The following is a 19309-nucleotide window of genomic DNA, read 5'->3' as shown; positions in this document are numbered from 1 at the left end:
GTAAACTTGAATAGAAAAACAATATGCATAAAAAACGCCAGCTTTTCAGCCAGCGTTTGATCATAACCAAATAAATTTAATTATTTTTTATGACGTGGTTTATAGAAGAAGAAATAACCAATGATCAAAATAACAAACCAAATTGGGCTGACTTTAAGCGCTTTAAAAGTGTCTGGCTCTAAAGACAATACGTAAATCATACCAATAAAGAAAATAATCGTGATCCAACATGTAAATAAGCCACCCGGCAATTTAAATGTTGATTTGGCATGCAGTTCAGGACGCGTGGTGTAATAACGGATGTAACTCCAGATAATAAGCAACCACACGCAGATGAAGAGAATCGTTGAAAGTGTTGTTGCAAGCGTAAATGCTTCAACTGTATTTGGTACAAAATACTGTAATGCTGCACCTAACAATAAACATGCAGCAGAGAAATACAATGCATTTGCCGGTACTGCACGTCTGTTCAGCTTACCAAAAGCTTTTGGCCCCTGATCTTCACGAGATAAACCAAACAACATACGACTTGTTGAGAATACACCACTGTTCATGGATGACATGACTGATGACAATACCACCAAGTTCATCAAAATCGCGGCTGCCGCTACCCCTGCTTGACTAAACAGGTTTACAAATGGACTGATCGCCGGATCAATTCTGTTCCATGGTGTTACTGACATTACAATGAGTAGCGCCAATACATAGAAAATAATGATACGGATTGGAATTGAGTTAATCGCCTTAGGCAAATTACGCTCAGGGTCTTTAGTTTCCGCAGCTGTTGTTCCTACAAGCTCGACACCCACGAAAGCAAAAATTGCAATCTGGAAACCGGCCAAGAAACCATGCACACCTGTTGGGAAGAAACCACCATTTGCCCAAAGATGAGTAAATGAAGCGACTTCACCTGTAGTAGACGTAAAGCCTGTAAAGATCATCCACAAACCCACTGCAATTAAAATAATAATCGCAAGGATTTTAATAAGTGCAAACCAGAACTCTAATTCACCAAACAATCGAACTGTTAATAAGTTCAATCCCATAATGAACACAATCGCGGCAACACTAATCATTGCGCCTTCAACAGGCGAGAAAGGTAAGCCATTATTGAAGAACTGTAAGTAATAAATAATTGCAGACAGATCGGCGATACCAATCGTGATCCAACACAACCAGTAGGTCCAACCCACAAAGTAACCAGCCCATGGGCCAATTAAATCGGTAGAAAAATCAATAAATGATTTATAGGTTAAATTTGACAGAAGAAGTTCGCCAAGCGCACGCATGACAAAAAACACCATCAAACCAATAATCATATAAATAAATAAGATAGAAGGTCCGGCAAGACTAATTGTTTTACCTGAACCCATAAATAATCCGGTACCGATGGCACCACCAATCGCGATCAGCTGTAAATGCCGATTAGAGAGACTACGATGGAGCTCACCTTGTTCATGAGGGTCGCTCAGATTTTGATTCGACATTTTATGAATACACTCCAGTAATTTTTTTAGTCCGTTAGCTAAAATCAAATCAAAAAGACGATATCGCACCATTTGCAGGTATCTTTTAAATGTATATTTTTTGACAACTTTTCAGCTAACCAATTTTTGTCTGTATTGCTGATAATTTCAAGATACATACAATTAAATCCGATAATACGCACAAGAACCTAGCAATACAACGCACTTTTCAGTCTAAAATTAAGACTTGAACCACTTTGATTTTTAAATTAAAAAGCCATATCAATTGATCAACTTTTTAACTATCAATTCCCTCTCGAGCTTTTAATACTTTCTCGAAATTTGACTGACTACTACGTTATCTCTCTATTTTTAAAACATGACATTTACTCTTTAATTTTGCTCACCGAAGCTTAAGCAAAATGTATTCCATATCGATTAAGTTCTCTATTGGGCTTTTTGCTATACTCTGCTTTTAATGATTATGAAGTTATCTCACTGAAGTCGAATATGAGCAAAGTCAAAACCGTTTACCGTTGTGAGCAATGTGGTGCCGATCATCTAAAATGGGCAGGTCAATGTTCAGAGTGTGGTGAATGGAATTGTCTTAATGAAGTCAAGCTAGAACCCACTACTGCTCATCGTGCACGTCCTAAAGTTGGGGGTTATGCGGGTCAAGTCGCCAATATTACAACGCTTAATAAAGTCTCTGTTTCTCATGAGACCCGTTTGCCAACAGGCATTAGCGAATTTGACCGAGTGCTTGGCGGTGGTTTGGTGACAGGTTCTGTAGTACTCATTGGTGGTGACCCGGGTATTGGTAAATCGACTATTCTTTTACAAACAGCAACTCACATGGCAAGTGCAAAAAGTTCTGCACTTTACATTACGGGTGAGGAATCGCTGTCACAGGTTGCCTTACGCGCTCAACGCCTTGACCTACCAACAGACCAGTTAAAAGTCATGGCTGAAACTTGTGTCGAACGCATTTGTGAAGTTTTAGAACAAGAACGTCCTGTTGTCGCAATCTTGGATTCTATCCAAACGCTTTACACAGAAACGCTTCAATCTGCGCCGGGTGGGGTTTCACAAATTCGTGAATCTGCTGCGTTATTAACCCGTTATGCAAAAAATAGTGGCACAGCGCTATTTATTGTTGGTCACGTGACCAAAGAAGGTGCATTGGCAGGTCCTCGTGTTTTAGAACACATGGTGGACTGCGTACTTTACTTTGAAGGCCAATCAGACTCACGTTATCGAATGATTCGTGCAGTGAAAAACCGTTTTGGTGCAGTCAATGAGCTTGGCGTATTTGGCATGACCGATAAAGGCTTACGTGAAGTGGCTAACCCTTCTGCTATTTTCTTAAGTCGTTATGACGAAGCCATTCCCGGTTCAATTGTCATGATTAGCCGTGAAGGAACCCGCCCGCTTTTAGTTGAAGTTCAGGCTTTAGTCGATGATGCTCAAGGACAACCAAGACGTGTTGCACTTGGTCTTGAACAAAACCGTTTAAACATGTTGCTTGCTGTTATGCATCGTCATGGGGGTGTACAAACCACCGGACAAGATGTGTATGTCAATATTGTAGGTGGTTTAAAAATTACCGAAACAGGTTCGGACTTGGCTGTTTTACTTGCATGTGCTTCGAGTTTGCGAACAAAAGCCTTACCTCAGCAGCTTGCAGTTTTTGGTGAAGTTGGGCTTTCAGGTGAAATCCGCCCTGTACCTAATGGTCAGGAACGTTTAAAAGAAGCAGCAAAACATGGCTTTAAATACGTCATCTTACCAAGAGGTAATGCCCCGCAAAAAGCAATTCCAGGCGTACAAGTGATTGCTGTTGCCCGCCTGCATGAAGCCTTGACTGAGGCGATGCAACTCAGTGATGAATTGACATAAAAAAACATACTTTTAAGGTTGAAATTTAGAGTAAATACCTGCATAAATACTATTACAAATTAACTTTAAACAGGAATTTCCTATGGAAGTACACCAGCGTGGCTTGATTACCGGTATTTTAATGGCTGCTTTAGCAATTTCTCCGCTTGCTGAAGCTAAACGTGCAGGTGGTGGTAAAAGCCACGGTATGGCACGTTCTACTACTTCAAGCCAGTCTTATCAACAACCTCGTCAAGTGACTCCAGTTCAACAACCTGCTACTACAGCACCTCAGAGATCTGGTCCGGGTGTTGGTTCAATGGTTGCCGCTGGTGTGGCTGGTGCTGCCGTAGGTGCTGTTGCAGCAAATGCTTTAGCAGATGACAAATCAACATCAGCTGAACACCAAGTAACTCAACCTGGTAATGAACAAGCTGTTCAAGCCCAAGAAGAGAAAAAAGGTGGTATTCCTGGCTGGCTTTGGGTATTACTTGCAGCCGCTGTAGCTTTCTTTGTATTCCGTAAATTGGGATCAAAAAAAAAATTAGCAGCTAATAACCCTTATGCACCAAACAATGGCGGTCAAAACCCATTTGGCCGCTCGGCAGCTCCAACCAATACAGGTGACAATACCAATATCTTTGGTCAATCGGTAGGTGGTGGTGCAGCAACACAAGCTCCTTTTGGTAGCGCAACGACGAATAGTGGTAACCAATTACCAGATGGTAGTGAGCCTGCTTCTTTCTTACGTGTTGCCCGTCAGCGTTTTAACCATATTCAGTCAATCAATAGTGCAAGTAACATTGAAGAAATTCGTCGTTACTTAACCCCTGAACTTTACAACTCTATGTATAACGACATCATGGAGAACCAAGATCAGGACGTTGCTGAGTTTAGTAACTTAAATGCAATGGTTGTAGACAGTGCGACTGAAAATGGTCAATACATTGTGAGCGTACGTTTCACAGGTACAGTAAGTGAAGATTTAAACAGCTTGCCACAGCCATTTACTGAAATCTGGCACTTTGTAAAACCTGTTGGTTCACAGCAAGATTGGGTTGTTGCAGGTATTCAACAAGCCTAACTTAAATAAGTTCTAAATAAAAAAGCCACATAATTGTGGCTTTTTTATTTCATTGTTTTTAGGCAATTTCGGCTGGAAATGCGATGACTTTTTCAATTTTAAGTTGATCGGTTGCAACCATGAGTAATCGATCAACTCCTAAAGCGATCCCTGAACATTCAGGCATATGAGGTAACGCAGCCAACAAGTGCTCATCTAATGGCATGACATGAAGTCCTTGTTTAGCTCGCTCTGCATTATCTGCTTCAAAGCGAGAACGCAACACGTCTGAATCGAGCAATTCATCATAGGCATTGGCAAGCTCTAAGCCTTCGATATAAACCTCAAAACGTGCTGCGACCTCTTCCCCATCTTCATCTACTTTCACTTTTGCCAAAGACGCCATTTCTGGTGGAAAGTCAGTTAAAAAGACAGGTGCATCAAACCCTAAACTTGGTTCAACAAAATGAGAAAACAACAAATCCATATAAGCTAAACGGTCATCGCCCAAGTCGAGATTTAACCCAACACGATTTGCTGTGTCTTTAAGTTGCTTCAAAGTCGCTTGCAACGGGTTAATATCTAAACGGTCCTGAAAAGCATGCTTATAACTTAAAATAAATGGATGAACTTCGCCAAAACGGTGCTGCAAACAGGTTTGTAATAAATCGGCTGTTTCGTGCATTAACGCTTTTAAGTCCAGACCCGGACGGTACCATTCAAGCATGGTAAATTCACTGTTGTGTTTGCGCCCGTGCTCATCGTCTCGGAAAACCTTACAGATTTGATAAATCGGTCCGCTACCACTTGCCAGTAAACGTTTCATGGCAAATTCAGGCGAAGTCTGTAAATACTGAGTCTGCAATTTGCCATTGATATGACGTAAAGCCTGAACTGAGGCTAAATGTACGTCAGTCACACCTGCTTGTGAAACCACGGGTGTTTCAACTTCCATGACACCACGTTCTGCAAAAAACTGACGGATTTGAGTATAAAGCTTGGCACGAGCCTTTAAAGCATCAATTGAACAAGTAGGTTGATAACTTAAACTCATGCCTGTGGTCCCCCGTGAGCTGCCCATTCACGGCGCAGCGGATAATTCTTACGTAATAAATCAAATGCTTTTTGCTCTACCTTGCCCTCTTTAACACAGGCACGGATGTTGGCATCATCTTGAGCAATATCATAAATTTGAGATAGTTTTTGCTTTAACACTGCTTTTAAATCATGTCTTGAAAAATAGTCTTCACATGCAGGCAACTGGGTTTCGAAACGCTTATTAATGTCATATCCAAATTTTTGACAAAACGCTTCATAAATCATTTGCGTACCACGAGCTTTTCCTTCCAAGCTATAACCTGCAATATGCGGTGTCGCCAACGCCAACATATTTAAAAGCTCTTCAGATATCACTGGCTCATGCTCAAATACATCGAGTACCACTTTACGCTGGGTACGTTGAATATCTTCGATTAAAGCGGCTTCTTTTACGACCGGGCCGCGTGCACTATTAATCAAAATTGTGTCAGGTTGAAGCGCTGCAAAAGCTTTTTCGTCAAACAGATGATACGTCGCATGTTCGCCTTTTTTGGTCAGCGGCACGTGAATTGAAACTGCATTGGCTTGTTGCAACAAGGCTTGAAAGCTTACATTTTCAATTGAATCTAACTGTACATAGGGGTCGAAGCCAATCACTTTCCAACCAAGCAACTGAGCCATATAGACCAAGCGCTTACCGACATTGCCAAGACCCACAATGCCTAGCGTAAATTTTTCTTGTTGTTCTAAAAGGCTAGCATCTAAATGCAGTAAAGCTGTAATCACATATTCAGCAACCGCCTGTGCATTACAACCTGCGGCATTGGCCCATGTAATGCCATGCTTTTCTAAAGCTTGAATATCTAAATGATCGGTCCCGATTGTGGCACTACCCACATATTTTAGGGCGGTATTTTGAATTAAACTTTCATTTACTGCGGTGACTGAACGGACCAATAAAGCTTCAGCATCTTGTACGTCTGTATGCGTTAAGGTGCGCCCTGCTTTATGTTGAATATCGCCAAACTCTGAAAAAAAGTAATCGGTAAACGCCAAATTTTCATCTGCGACGATTTTCATGGTCTGCAACCCATAGCTTATAAAAACGTTATTATCCTTTGAGTTGTGGCAAAGTACAATGTTAAGGGTATTAAATTAGTACAGGGTTTCAAGTCTCAGTTCACTTACAAACCACCGCCAAAATAAAAGTAAGCCATCACGGCAAGTGTGAGCCAAATTAAAATAATAAGTACGGCAACCAAATAGTTTTTTGGCCGCTTTTCATGTTCATCTAGCCATTCTTTAGCTTGTTGTTCAGCATCGAAAATGACTTGCTGAGGTGTAAAACGAACTGCTAACCAAATCAGTATGGGTAAAATAACCGCATCATCAATAAAGCCTAAAATAGGAATAAAGTCTGGAATTAAGTCGATTGGACTAAACGCATAAGCCACCGCTACCACAGCAATAATTTTGGGTAACCACGGCATTTGAGGATGCCTTGAGGCAAACCAAAGCATAATAATTTGTTTTTTTAGACGCTTTGCCCATTCTTTTATTGATTGTACCCAAGACATTTGGACAGACTCTGAACCTTTAGAATTTTATAATAATCTATAAAAACTAACCTTAGCTTAAAAGCGAAAGGAATATCGAATGAACTTTTCCCTAATTCCTTCACATTAAAAGATATATTTTATATTTCCGTATATAAAACAAATCCATCGCCCCTACAAAAGCTTGCCAAAGTGAGGCCCGATTGCTTGGCTAACTGAATGGCCATACTGGTAGGCGCTGAAATTGAAGCAAGCAAGCCAATATTGAGCTGAGCACATTTTCGTATCAGTTCATAACTTGCCCGACTGGTCATCACCACAAAACCTAAACTGGTGTCGCAGTTTTCTTGCGCTAAATAACCGAGCAATTTGTCTAAGGCATTATGGCGGCCAACATCTTCAAATAAAGCCACGATTTGACCGTCAACTACCCACGCTGCGGCATGCGCCCCACCCGTTAAAGCAGTAATTTCTTGTTGAGTTTTTAAATGGGAAATAGCACTCGGAATTTGCTCAAGCCATATTTTTGATGCATGCGTTGTAATTTTTGGCACGTCTAACTGAAACTGCTCTAAGCTTTCAATTCCACATAAACCGCAGCCTGTACGGCCTACCATCATACGGCGATGTTCCTTTAGGGCGGCGAATGCTCTTGATGAAATGGTCATTTCCACCGTAATGCCTAATTCATTTTGATGCACCTCAAGGGCATAGAGCTCTTTTAAGCTGGTTAAAATTCCTTCCGAAAGACTAAAACCTTTGGCAAATAAATCGACATCGGTCGGTGTCGCCATCATCACCGCATGCGAAATACCGTTATATACCAAGGCAATTGGGTACTCTTGCACAATATGATCTAAGACATTTTCAGATTCGGTTTTGTTAAACCGCTGTACTGGCAATGTTTCAACCCCATAAGCATGTGGTGTCAAAATTATTTCCTTTACTTCAAAATGGCGCTTGTTTAGAGCGCCATTTGCTTAAATTTCATTTTAAAAAATCAGATTCACTTAAAGACTGCTAACTTTCTTATTGGCATCTTCAGGGTCAACAGCTGTTGCCAAGTTAAAATGCTCTGGTGCATTTCCGGGATGTAAAATCACAGGAACACTTTTAGAAGCCGGAATCTTGGCATATTTATCATGACTGCTTAAGGCCACCAAAGGATTGGTTTCCGGATAGTAAGCCGCTAAACTGCCTCGTGGAATGTTGTACGGCACAATACGGAAGCTGTGCACAATGCGCTTCACACCATCCGAGAAAACACTTTCAATATCAACCCACTGATTTGCTTCAAAGCCTGCTTCATCAATATCGGCTTGGTTCATAAACAACACACGGCGCTGACCAAACACCCCACGGTAACGGTCATCCAGACCATATAAAGTGGTGTTGTATTGGTCGTGAGATCGGGTGGTCATTAAGGTATAAACCTTACTTTCGGTATATGCGGCAGCGTACTGATTTTCTTTATCCGCATAGACTTCTTCAAGTGGCGTAATCAGAAATTGCGCTTTACCACTCTTTGTATTCCAGATGTGCTGATTAGCTGGATGTTCTAAATGGAAACCGCCGGGTTTATAAACACGTAAATTAAAGTCATGGAATTCATCAAACACATCGGCAATTGAGTCACGAATGCGGTCATAGCTTTCAATGTACCATTTCCATTTAATCTGACTCTCTGGCAGCACGGCCTCAGCCATTCTTGCCACAATATCGGGTTCAGACAAAATATTTTTAGAAATTGGAGTATTACGCCCTGCCGACAAGTGGACATTACTCATTGAGTCTTCAACTGTAATAGCTTGTGGGCCATGAAGCTGCTCATCAATTTCGGTACGGCCTAAACATGGCAAGATAAGCGCATCTTTACCACACACCAAGTGGCTACGATTTAACTTGGTTGCCACATGTACGGTTAAATTACATTTTCTAAGCGCTTCTTGTGTATAAGCGGTGTCAGGTGTTGCAACGGCAAAATTTCCGCCCAAACCAATAAAGACTTTGATATCACCTTCGGCCATGGCTTTAATGGTTTCAACTACACCATATCCATTTTTTCTTGGTGATTTAATACCGAACACACGGTCAATATTGTCGAGAAGTTTCGGGCTAGGGAGTTCATTAATACCCATAGTGCGGTCGCCTTGCACGTTACTGTGCCCACGAACCGGACAAAGCCCTGCACCCGGTCTGCCAATTTGACCACGCGCCAACAATAAATTTGCCAGCATATGTACGTTAGCAGTTCCGTGACGATGCTGGGTAATCCCCATACCCCAACAGAAAATTGAACGCTCTGACGCTAAAAAGAGTTTAGCCAGTTTTTCCAAATGTTCAGGCGACAGACCTGAGTGCTTATAAAGATCTGCCCACTCCGTTCTTTCTACCTCAGCAATCATTTCGTCGAAACCAACGGTATTGACTGCAATAAAGTTTCGGTCAAAAACACTTGGTTTGCCTGATGCAAGGGCCTTTTTATCCCACTCATGTAAGTGCTTTAAAATACCCAACATCAGTGCATAGTCGCCGCCAATTTTAGGCTGGAAATAATAGCGGCTAATTGGTGTACTGCCATTGGTCATCATTTCAAGCGGTGCTTGCGGGTCTTGGAAACGTTCGAGGCCTCGCTCTTTAATTGGGTTAATCGCAATAATGTTGCCGCCGCGTTTAGACACTTCACGCAAAGTACCTAACATACGTGGATGGTTGGTTCCCGGGTTGTGCCCAAAACTAAAAATGGCGTCGGCTAAATCAAAATCTTCTAAGGTGACTGTGCCCTTTCCTAAACCAATCGAGTCGAGCAAACCAACACTTGTGGTTTCATGGCACATGTTCGAGCAATCTGGAAAGTTATTTGTACCAAAGCTTCTCACAAACAATTGATATAAAAATGCTGCTTCGTTACTGGCACGGCCAGAGGTATAAAATGCCGCTTGGTCTGGATGGTCTAGCGCATGCAAATGTTGAGCGATGAGCTTAAAGGCATCGTCCCATGAAATAGGCACATATTTATCGGTTGCAGCATCATAACGAACTGGGTCGGTTAAGCGGCCTAGGTCTTCTAGGAAAAAGTCACTTTGTTCTGATAGCCAACTAACGGTATGCCCTGCAAAATATTCAGGAGTGACGGTTTTACTAGTCGCTTCAAAGGCAACCGCCTTTGCACCATTTTCACAGAAGTTAAATGCGTGAGCATCTTTCTTTTCTGGCCATGCACAGCCGGGACAGTCAAAACCTGTAGGCTGGTTAATGTTGAGTAAGGTAATTGAACCTTTACCTAAAATATCTTGTCGCTTTAAGTTTCGAGCAACACTGAGCAGTGCGCCCCACCCGCCAGCAGGATGAGTATATGGCTCAATTCGCGCAAAACCGTTATTTTCCTGTATGTGCTTTTGTTCTTCTGAATTATCCACTTTTTCATCCTCTTATCTTTTTTACACTCAACAGGCTCAGTGAAATCACAATTTAATTATGGTTTTATCAAAGCTACCCGCTGTTTACCCATGAGTAGAGTCCACTTTTTATATTATTGCCACTATGCTAAAAGCCGGCTCAACCGTTCTTATAATATGTGCCATATTCTTTACAATTACAATAATTCAAGCCAACCACATTATTTGCATAAAAACATATAAAACAAAGAGTTAAATAGATATTAATTCTATCTTTTACAGATAAAAACATTATTAGGTTTCATTTTTAACAGACTGAAAGCTTTTTAAAATTGACACTTACACGACTTTATCTATGTTTTTTTCGCATTAAGAAGTATAAAACAATTAAAAATTTATCTGCATTAGAGCATTTATGAAGGTTGTGATCGCCCCTGATTCATTTAAAGATAGCTTATCGGCTTTAAAGGTAGCTCAAGCCATTGCCAAAGGATGGCAAGCAGTATTTCCTCATGCAGAAACGATTTTGTGCCCAATGGCAGATGGTGGTGAAGGAACCATTGAAGCAGTTTTAGAAGTCTGCGATGGACAATGGCTTGTAAAAACAGTGGTTGGACCATTAGGTCAGCCTGTTCAGGCCAAATGGGGTTGGTTAGAAACACAAAAAATTGCCATGATTGAAATGGCTCAAGCGAGCGGCATACAGTTAGTTCCACCGTCTGAGCGTGATGCCTGCCACAGCACAACGTTTGGCACAGGTCAGCTCATTTTGGAGGCTTTAGACGCAGGCGCAAAAGACATTATTTTAACTGTAGGAGGTAGTGCGACCAATGATGGCGGCACAGGCCTACTCAGTGCTTTGGGTGCAGTTTTACTCGATGCTAACCAAAACGTTTTACCCGCTGGCGGCCTTGCCCTTAGCCACCTATCCAAAATTGATTTAACACATTTCGACTCACGTATTCAGCACACACGGTTTTTACTGGCTGCCGATGTAACCAATCCACTTTGTGGCCCAAACGGCGCATCACATATTTTTGGCCCACAAAAAGGTGCTTCTCCTGCTCAAGTACAGTTACTCGATGCAGCCCTTGCCCATTTTGCCGATGTCACGGCACAACTTTTAGGTTTCGACAAACGAGATGAAGCGGGTTCTGGGGCTGCTGGTGGTTTGGGCTTTGCCGCCAAAAGTTATTTAAATGCAGACTTTAAAGCTGGGGTTAAAGTCGTGGCTGAACTGAATCAGCTTGAGCATAAAATTTCTAACGCAGATTGGGTGATGACGGGTGAAGGTAAATTTGACCAACAAACTTTAAGCGGTAAAACCGTTTTTGGGGTAAGTCAAATTGCCAAAGCCCACAATGTTCCGGTCATTGTGATTGCTGGGACTTTAGGGGAAGGCTACCAAGCACTTTATGAGCACGGCGTAAGCGCCGCTTTTTCACTAGCCAATGGTCCCATCACCCTAGAACACGCCTGCGAACATGCAGCAGAACTCATTTATGAGCGAACAGTCGATATAGCGAGATTAATTCAGTTTAGCCAAACCAGCTTAAATGATAAAAAAGCCTAATCGGCTAATTTTAAAAGACTCTCTCTACAGCTCTCCAAGATTTCATCGCTAAGGTTTGATTGGTCTGGACATGCACGAGACAATGCAATTGCCCCTACTGACTGAGCAAGAATATTAATAGCTTGCTTTCTCAGCTCTTCTGTTTCTAAAGAAACTTGTTTTGCGCGTTCATTCATAATGAACTCAATAAGCTGCACAATGCCCTCTTCAAACTCGACTTTTACTTCGTCGGGCTGTCTTGCGGCATCACAAGATAGCGCTGTTAAGGTACAGCCCTGATCACGGTTGTCCCGATGTGTACGAGACACATACATTTGAATAAATTGGGTTAAGTTTAAACCTTCTATTCTTTTTAAAACCTGCTCAAGACCATGTTTGGCGGTAATAGTAACAAGGTCTGTTTTCGAGCTGAAATGTTTATAAAACCCACCATGAGTAAAGCCTGCGCTAGACATTAATTCGGCAATGCCCACCCCGTCGTAGCCTTTACTACGGAACAGTTGAGTCGCTTTTTCAACAATTTTATCTCGGTTTTCTTTTACCTGAGTTTTACTGACTTTCATGTTGGTGCGCTCACTTTTATTTACCCTGCTCGTCATCATTATACATTGATTATGATTGACATCAAAACCTACATATTTTAGATTATGATCATCATCTAAAAATTAAAGCGTGGAGACATCACATGTCAGCTCAATCAAAAGTACTTATTACAGGGGCTTCGTCAGGAATTGGTTCTGTTTATGCAGATCGATTTGCTCAACGTGGCTATCACTTAATCTTGGTGGCACGAGACACCAACCGTTTAGATAAAATTTCAAAAGATCTTCAAGAAAAATACGGCGTACAGGTCGAGTTTATTCAAGCCGATTTATCAAATGATCAAGACATTCGCAAAATTGAAGATGTACTCAAACACGATGCTGATATTGAAATTTTGGTAAATAATGCTGGGATTGCCCTGAACGGAAACTTTTTAACTCAAGATCGTAATGAGATTGAAAAACTTTTGACTTTAAATATGACTGCGGTGGTGCGGTTGTCTCATGCAATGTCGCAATCCCTTATACGTAAAGGTAAAGGCGCCATTATTAATTTAGGCTCTGTGCTTGGCTTAGCACCTGAATTTGGTTCTACCATTTATGGCGCAAGTAAATCTTTCATCCAATTTTTTAGCCAAGGCTTACATTTAGAGCTAAAAGATCATGGGGTACACGTTCAAGCGGTATTGCCTTCTGCCACTAAAACCGAAATTTGGGAACGTTCAGGTATAGATTTAAGCCAAGTTCCGCCATTAATGGATGTCAATGATTTGGTCGATGCAGCCCTGATTGGTTTTGATCGTAAAGAAACAATTACAATTCCTGTGCTGAAAGATGAAAATCAATGGAATAATTTTGAAAAATCGCGTATGACATTATTACCAAACTTCTCTTCGGCTGAAGTAGCCCAACGTTATAAAAACTAACGACTACGGCTACCCAACTCTCAAGTAGGAAAATCTTATGAATGTTATTGATGCTCTCCGCAAACGCCGTGCAGTTAAACGCTTCGACCCTGCTTTTCAACTCTCTGAAGATGACAAGAAGCAGTTATTACAAGAAGTTTTAGCAAATGCACCAAGCGCTTTTAACTTGCAGCATTGGCGTCCGGTCATTGTTGAAGATGCAGAGTTAAGACAAAAAATTCGCGCGATTGCTTGGGACCAACCACAAGTAACAGAGTCATCATTACTGATTGTGTTATGTGCCAAAGTAAATACATGGGAAGTTGATGCTAAACGTGTATGGGATGGAGCTTCTCCAGAAGTTCAAGATATTATGGTTGGTGCAATCGACCAGTATTACCGTGACCGCCCACAAACCCAACGTGACGAAGTGATGCGTAGTGCGGGTATCTTTGCTCAAACCCTTATGTTACTTGCTCAAGAGCATGGTTTAGATAGCTGTCCAATGGACGGTTTTGACTTTGATGCAATGGCAAAGCTCATTAACTTGCCTGAAGATCACGTGGTGTGTTTAATGATTGCGGTTGGTAAATCAGCTTCTGAACCTTACCCACGTGTGGGCAAACTCCCTTACGACGATGTCATTATTAAAAATACATTCTAAGTTGTAATTCAAATTTTAGGCTTTCATTCTATTTTTAGTTTTATGATAAATAGATGGAAGCCTTTAATTTGGCATACATTTAGGCGCTAAAAATCATAAATTGGCGAATGTAAATTAAGCGACCTTTTTTCTATCATCTTCTATGTATGACATCGTAATATTAATTAAGCAGTCCACTAACTCTTCAAAAGTAAAACCCATATTTTCAGACGTAAAAAAGTTCATTGTTAAAGCAATACTTGAATGAATTAAAATATAAACCATCATTTTTAAATTTTTGATTTTTAATACTTCAGGATGCTTCATGGCATATTCAATGGCCAAAACATTGATCGCTTTTACGGCTTTTACATGACTTGCCTCAGTACTATATTTAGAAGAAACACTGAGCCAATAAAAATATTTATTATTATCTTTTGCCAAAAACTCGCCAATTTTTAAAAAAATTGTTCTGATTGCTTCAGGAATCTCTAAATCTAAAATTTCAGGAATCACGCCATAAATAACTTTTGAAATTTCCGCAATAAAGTGCTGCTGCATCTCAACAAAAAGTGCTTCTTTATTTTTAAAGTACTCATAAAAACTCCCCGATCCTACGCCTGCTATCTCACACACTTTAAGTACAGTTGTATGGTCCAAGCCGTTTTTCATAACAGATATAAATCCGGCACTAACTATAGAATCAAAGGTATTTATTGCTCTATTTTGTTTTGGTTTTCTTATAGTTACCATAAAGATTTATCCTGCTAATAATCCGTCTTTTTTCTGTATAAATTCATTGATAAATTCTAGTATAAATCAAAATTTGATCAATTATTTTATAAAGATGAGTTTAAAAAAATGAATACAGCTCTAAAATCGGATCAAAAAATTTTTCGTCGTAATGTTGAACTGACTTACGATCATCATAAAAGTTACTCTTTTTATTATGAGGAAAATCCTGTTGTTACTTCCTTATTCGTTGTACTTTCAGCGATGTTTCCCGCTGGTGAAATGTTTTTTATAGAAAGCATCAGAAATGTTCGAAATAAAATTAAGGATGAAAACCTTTTAGAAGATATAAAAGCCTTTATTGCTCAAGAAGCTTTCCATAGCCGTGAACATAAAACGCTGAACAATCACCTCATCCATTCGAACTATCCTGAAGTTGTCGAAATTGAGGCCAAAACCAAAGCACGCTTGGATAAATTACGTCAACTTTCAGCAGTCGAACAAGTCGCTGCTACAGTCGTGATGGAACACTATACCGCCACACTTGCCCGTCTATTACTCACAGACTCGTTAATTAAAGCAAAAACCACGCAAGAGAGCAGAAATCTGTGGGAGTGGCATGCCCTCGAAGAACTTGAGCATAAATCGGTCGCGTTTGATGTATTAAATGCGATAGGAGGAAATTCTAGCAAAAACAGAAAAGTAGCTTTAGCTAGAGTTGCAAAACTCATCACGCCTATTATTTTTAAATATTGGATAAAAATCTTAAAAAGAAAAGATATTAACTTCACTTTGAAACAGTTGAAGGATGGTATTTATTTAGGTTTTGGTGGAATTAATCGGGTCGGAATTTTGTCTAAAGCATTTGTAGATATGCTGGATGTTAGAGCAGAAAATTTTGACCCGTTAAACATGCAAACAGAACAATTAGAAGCCGAATTCCGAGAAAAACTATTTGGCCAAGCAGGCTTTCTTAGAGACTACCTCAGCTAGAAAAACCAATCTATAAAAGCCCTCATCAGCGGGCTTTTATAGAAATAACTCTTTTAATTTTTATGCATTTTGATTGACCTTAACTTTCTATTTTGAATCGGCTTAAATCACTTAGACCAAGAAAATAATCTAGTAATCTCTCCCTTTCATCTACCCCACCAGAGCTTAAAAGCTGAATGATTGTACCCTCCACCATATATAAAAATAGTTTGGCATCGGTAAAAGAGGCATCAGGTTTTAGTGTTCTAAGCTGGCTATAAATTTCATTTTTTAGCCATGTTCTATAGCGCACCGCGGTTTGGTAAGCGTTGGGATAGCTATTTTTAATTTCAAAAACGGCTTTAAATAATAAGTAATACGACCCTTCTATATCGGTATGTAGAAAGTAAAGCTTTTTGAGTTTATCGATGGCAGGAGTGCTTAAGTCATATTCGACCATTGCGACTACTTGTTCTTGGAGCTTTTCTTTTTGCACCATCAGGCAGATTTCAATGAGTCGTTCTTTAGAGTGAAAATAATTATAAAAAGTCGCTTTTGTAATCTGTGATTCTTTCACTATTCTGTCGACCCCAATAAGGTGGAACCCACGGTGATGAAACAGATCAATTGCTTTATTTACAACGTATAGGGCACGTGTTGGGAGAATTAAATTTGGCATAGTTTTACCGTTATAAATTCTTGTTGTTTGTAAATGAGATACTTTTTTGGGAGAAAAAAAGGCACAGCAAAGCCTATAAAGACTGTGCTTGGCACATCTCAAGTTTTATTGTTGCTAAGTTTTTGGTTGTGACGATTTAAAGCCTGAAAGCGCTAATGGCCCTCAAACTGTTTTAAAGTTTATGTGGTGTCGTTATAGCTTTTGGCATTGAGAGCCAAGAAATAATGGATGTGCAAAGCCAACTCCTTTTTATTGGGAGTTCTGCCAGACATGAATAGGAATTATGGTGGCAGAACGGAAGAAGGTTGACAGACTAGTATTATCTCAAACTAGCACACCCGTAGGTGTCCCTCTCCCGTCCTACCGCTACGGGAAAGGGACGAGTAGTACACCACACAAGACTGTTCCTCAGAAGGAAAAGCTCTGATGCGGGAGATAATATTCAGCCTGTCAAAGCCGGCTGGCAATGTGGCCAGCAGGCAAAGAATAGTGCTCTGCTCTTTAGCAGTCAAGCACACAAAATGACATTTGTTTTAATTTAGATCATTAAAAAGTAAGGATAAATAATGGGTGAGTTATTGTTAAATGGGGGTTTATAAAGTGGTAAAAAACAGGGTGCTGATAATAAGTTACTCTGATTTTGAAAAGACAGTCATTTCGTCTAAGGCATATCATTAAACTTGGTAAATTTTAATTAAATCAAAATACTCAAATTAAAAACATTTGCTATTAAATGATATATACAATTAATATATACCTTACATAAATGTATCCCCCTTCTCAAAGAGGTTCATATGTTGGAGATAGTAATCATCTGATAATCACTCTCAATTTCTATTATTGAGTTGATTATCAATGTCGCAATTTTTCTGTGGTCATATTTCTGATCACCTCTATTTGCACGTTTGATTATTATCAAGGCTCCAATATGAATCTTTCAAAGTTCGAACAACGAACTCTCCATGTCCTTGCTAAAGGCGGACATATTAAATACCAACGTGACGCATCAGGCACAGTCTATTTCGTTGAATGCTACACACGAGAAGGTTTCGTGCTATCTGATTGTTCTTTAGAAGTATTTAAAAAGCTAAAAGCAAAACGTTTAATCAAGTCTAAAAATAGCCAACCTTATCAAATTACATTGTTAGGACTCCAGACGGTCCGCCCTCAACTAGACAATCGTTGATATAAGTTGCTATTTATTAAGAGAAAGAAAAATATGAATATTACAATTCGAGATGAACAACCCGAAGATATTAAAAATATCGAAGCGTTGACGAAAGCCGCATTCTTAAATGAAGAGCATTCTAGCCACACTGAACAATTTATTGTGAATAGCCTTCGTAAACATAAACAACTTACGATTTCTTTGGTTGCTACAGAAGATGACTTAATTATAGGTCATGTGGCTATTTCACCAGTTACAATCACGTCAGGTGAAACTGGTTGGTATGGCCTAGGCCCTATTTCGGTATGTCCAAAGAAACAAGGAATTGGCATTGGTTCTCTTTTAATGAATGCAGCTCTTCAAAAGTTAAAAGAATTAGGCGGAAAAGGTTGCGTTCTATTAGGTGATCCAAATTATTACAGACGATTTGGTTTTAAATCTTACCCTGATTTAAATTTACCTGATGTACCTAATGAATACTTTCAAGCTCTAAGTTTCAGCAATCATATTCCCTCAGGTGAAGTTACTTACCATGATGCTTTTATGGCAACTGAATAAATAAGTTTGCTTACCACACATAGTAAAAAGCCTCTATTTATAGAGGCTTTTTTTCATCACTTAATTATTTATGAACCCAAGGCACGGCTGGTGAACCAATCCACGCAGATTTAGCCGGAATATTTTCACCTTTCATGACCAGTGTTAATGGACCTAACACGGCATGATTGCTCACGTTTGCGTTATATAAAATAATACTGCTTGTGTTTAGAGCCACGGACAGTTTTTACAGCTTTTGATTATGCAAATACAGCAACCTCAGCCAATTTCGAAAGATTTAATGCGGCAGTTTAGATGTAACTTGGTTGATCAGCCTATTAAAAATATTGAGTTTTTTTATTTATTGAGCTGATAAATTTCGTATAAGCTGTAGTATGCTATTTTTAAGAAGATTGATAAAGTTATTATGAGTGATGATACTAAATTTTGTCTCGGATTAAAGTTGAATGTAGGGCTAATCACTCCTAAAGAAATTCAAGTTTGGGCAGATAAAAAAATATTGGAAGACAAGAATGATCCATTTGTTCTAGATATTTGTTTTCTAGGATCTGAAGCTGAAGTTAAGGATTATTTTAATAAATTAATACGGGCTGATTTAGATGTACAGAATAAGAAATTAATCTCTATCAATGTTTTAAAAGAATACATATCGACAAAAAAACTATCAGACTTAGGCTCTGATTTAGAACAATATATAATTGATATTGAATTAATTTGTTGGCATATTCATGATTCAGCTTTAATTTCCTTGCTACACATTTATGGTGACCAGATTAATTTAGCTTATCAAGGAGTTCTTACCATATCTGTTCAACAAGCATTTGATGATTTTTCAAAATATATAAATGAATGGCTAGAAAATCAATTTAATATAATAGAGTAAAATAGAATTATTTATATTTTACGTATCTATGAAATTAAGTACACTACTCTAAATAAACCAAAGCTAAACCCAATAATCATGACTTAGCTTTGAATCAACTCTAATTTCTAAAATTAACAATATTTTAGGCTTCATACTCAACTTTTTTATGCATCAATAGAAAAGCTAAACTTTTATCAACAGAGGTGGTCCCACATGTTTGAACAACTAAAAGCTTATTTATAAGTGATACTCTGCTCTAGTTAAGCTACCTTA

18 protein-coding genes and 2 pseudogenes are annotated in these 19309 nt (G+C 39.4%); 10 read left to right on the top strand and 10 right to left on the bottom strand.

The features are described 5' to 3' along the window. Nucleotides 1-80: 80 nt before the first annotated feature. Nucleotides 81-1487, bottom strand: a complete 1407-nt coding sequence (locus G9371_RS00095) for an amino acid permease (RefSeq protein WP_000070815.1) — start codon at nucleotides 1485-1487, stop codon at nucleotides 81-83. 489 nt (nucleotides 1488-1976) lie between these two features. Between G9371_RS00095 and radA the strand changes: the two genes are divergently transcribed. Together radA and G9371_RS00085 are read left to right on the top strand one after the other, a co-directional pair. Beyond that, complete coding sequence (gene radA / locus G9371_RS00090; protein WP_000048860.1) at nucleotides 1977-3365, top strand: DNA repair protein RadA; 1389 nt, start codon at nucleotides 1977-1979, stop codon at nucleotides 3363-3365. 82 nt (nucleotides 3366-3447) lie between these two features. Then, complete coding sequence (locus G9371_RS00085) at nucleotides 3448-4428, top strand: Tim44 domain-containing protein (protein ID WP_000451853.1); 981 nt, start codon at nucleotides 3448-3450, stop codon at nucleotides 4426-4428. Between the two features lie 58 nt (nucleotides 4429-4486). Here the strand turns inward: G9371_RS00085 and epmA are convergent, their stop codons facing one another. The 5 genes from epmA to G9371_RS00060 form a co-directional block, all read right to left on the bottom strand. Next, the gene (epmA, locus tag G9371_RS00080; RefSeq protein ID WP_029423977.1) at nucleotides 4487-5461 is read right to left on the bottom strand and encodes an EF-P lysine aminoacylase EpmA; all 975 of its coding nucleotides are present in this window, start codon (nucleotides 5459-5461) and stop codon (nucleotides 4487-4489) included. After that, nucleotides 5458-6525, bottom strand: coding sequence for a 4-phosphoerythronate dehydrogenase (locus G9371_RS00075; RefSeq protein ID WP_029423978.1), 1068 nt, complete (start codon nucleotides 6523-6525; stop codon nucleotides 5458-5460). The genes epmA and G9371_RS00075 overlap by 4 nt, the downstream gene beginning before the upstream one ends. A gap of 104 nt (nucleotides 6526-6629) precedes the next feature. Then, the gene (locus tag G9371_RS00070; protein WP_000119198.1) at nucleotides 6630-7022 is read right to left on the bottom strand and encodes a YkvA family protein; all 393 of its coding nucleotides are present in this window, start codon (nucleotides 7020-7022) and stop codon (nucleotides 6630-6632) included. 119 nt (nucleotides 7023-7141) lie between these two features. Continuing rightward, nucleotides 7142-7933: a formate dehydrogenase accessory sulfurtransferase FdhD gene (fdhD, locus tag G9371_RS00065; protein ID WP_029423979.1), complete on the bottom strand. Its 792-nt coding sequence runs from the start codon at nucleotides 7931-7933 to the stop codon at nucleotides 7142-7144. A 78-nt stretch (nucleotides 7934-8011) separates the two neighbouring features. After that, nucleotides 8012-10420, bottom strand: coding sequence for an FdhF/YdeP family oxidoreductase (locus G9371_RS00060; protein WP_029423980.1), 2409 nt, complete (start codon nucleotides 10418-10420; stop codon nucleotides 8012-8014). A 394-nt stretch (nucleotides 10421-10814) separates the two neighbouring features. Here G9371_RS00060 and G9371_RS00055 point away from each other — a divergent pair, with 394 nt between their 5' ends. Next, the gene (locus tag G9371_RS00055; RefSeq protein WP_029423981.1) at nucleotides 10815-11972 is read left to right on the top strand and encodes a glycerate kinase; all 1158 of its coding nucleotides are present in this window, start codon (nucleotides 10815-10817) and stop codon (nucleotides 11970-11972) included. Here the strand turns inward: G9371_RS00055 and G9371_RS00050 are convergent. Continuing rightward, a complete protein-coding gene (locus tag G9371_RS00050; RefSeq protein ID WP_029423982.1) occupies nucleotides 11969-12535 on the bottom strand; it encodes a TetR/AcrR family transcriptional regulator in 567 nt (188 codons plus the stop codon). The genes G9371_RS00055 and G9371_RS00050 overlap by 4 nt on opposite strands. A 122-nt stretch (nucleotides 12536-12657) precedes the next feature. Here G9371_RS00050 and G9371_RS00045 point away from each other — a divergent pair, with 122 nt between their 5' ends. Together G9371_RS00045 and G9371_RS00040 are read left to right on the top strand one after the other, a co-directional pair. After that, a complete protein-coding gene (locus G9371_RS00045; protein WP_021511093.1) occupies nucleotides 12658-13440 on the top strand; it encodes an SDR family NAD(P)-dependent oxidoreductase in 783 nt (260 codons plus the stop codon). Between the two features lie 37 nt (nucleotides 13441-13477). Next, nucleotides 13478-14083, top strand: a complete 606-nt coding sequence (locus tag G9371_RS00040; protein ID WP_001100693.1) for a nitroreductase family protein — start codon at nucleotides 13478-13480, stop codon at nucleotides 14081-14083. A gap of 114 nt (nucleotides 14084-14197) precedes the next feature. On the opposite strand, the gene G9371_RS00035 is transcribed toward G9371_RS00040, so the two are convergent. Then, a complete protein-coding gene (locus G9371_RS00035; protein ID WP_029423983.1) occupies nucleotides 14198-14815 on the bottom strand; it encodes a TetR/AcrR family transcriptional regulator in 618 nt (205 codons plus the stop codon). Between the two features lie 108 nt (nucleotides 14816-14923). On the opposite strand from G9371_RS00035, the gene G9371_RS00030 reads away from it, so the two are divergent. Further along, complete coding sequence (locus G9371_RS00030; RefSeq protein ID WP_029423984.1) at nucleotides 14924-15787, top strand: metal-dependent hydrolase; 864 nt, start codon at nucleotides 14924-14926, stop codon at nucleotides 15785-15787. Nucleotides 15788-15866: 79 nt separating this feature from the next. On the opposite strand, the gene G9371_RS00025 is transcribed toward G9371_RS00030, so the two are convergent. Then, on the bottom strand, nucleotides 15867-16445 hold the full coding sequence (locus G9371_RS00025; RefSeq protein WP_029423985.1) for a TetR/AcrR family transcriptional regulator: 579 nt from the start codon (nucleotides 16443-16445) through the stop codon (nucleotides 15867-15869). A gap of 928 nt (nucleotides 16446-17373) precedes the next feature. On the opposite strand from G9371_RS00025, the gene G9371_RS00020 reads away from it, so the two are divergent. Next, nucleotides 17374-17631 (top strand): YjhX family toxin, encoded by a 258-nt coding sequence (locus G9371_RS00020; protein ID WP_029423986.1) that lies wholly within the window; start codon nucleotides 17374-17376, stop codon nucleotides 17629-17631. 33 nt (nucleotides 17632-17664) lie between these two features. Then, entirely contained in the window at nucleotides 17665-18171 is a 507-nt protein-coding gene (locus tag G9371_RS00015; RefSeq protein WP_029423987.1) for a GNAT family N-acetyltransferase, read from the top strand. Between the two features lie 64 nt (nucleotides 18172-18235). Here the strand turns inward: G9371_RS00015 and G9371_RS00010 are convergent. Then, nucleotides 18236-18388 (bottom strand): annotated as a pseudogene (locus G9371_RS00010) (hypothetical protein); the annotation flags it as partial. On the opposite strand from G9371_RS00010, the pseudogene G9371_RS19360 reads away from it, so the two are divergent. After that, nucleotides 18383-18523: pseudogene (locus tag G9371_RS19360) on the top strand (histidine phosphatase family protein); the annotation flags it as partial. The pseudogenes G9371_RS00010 and G9371_RS19360 sit on opposite strands and share 6 nt — an antisense overlap. Nucleotides 18524-18577: 54 nt before the next feature. Then, nucleotides 18578-19054, top strand: a complete 477-nt coding sequence (locus tag G9371_RS00005) for a hypothetical protein (RefSeq protein ID WP_032009195.1) — start codon at nucleotides 18578-18580, stop codon at nucleotides 19052-19054. The last annotated feature ends 255 nt before the right edge of the window (nucleotides 19055-19309 follow it).

The sequence above is a fragment of the Acinetobacter sp. EKM10A genome (assembly GCF_011075215.1).
In the GTDB taxonomy this organism is placed as follows: domain Bacteria; phylum Pseudomonadota; class Gammaproteobacteria; order Pseudomonadales; family Moraxellaceae; genus Acinetobacter; species Acinetobacter baumannii.
Note: the sequence above shows the minus strand (reverse complement) of the source record. Positions and strands in the feature narration are given on the sequence as shown.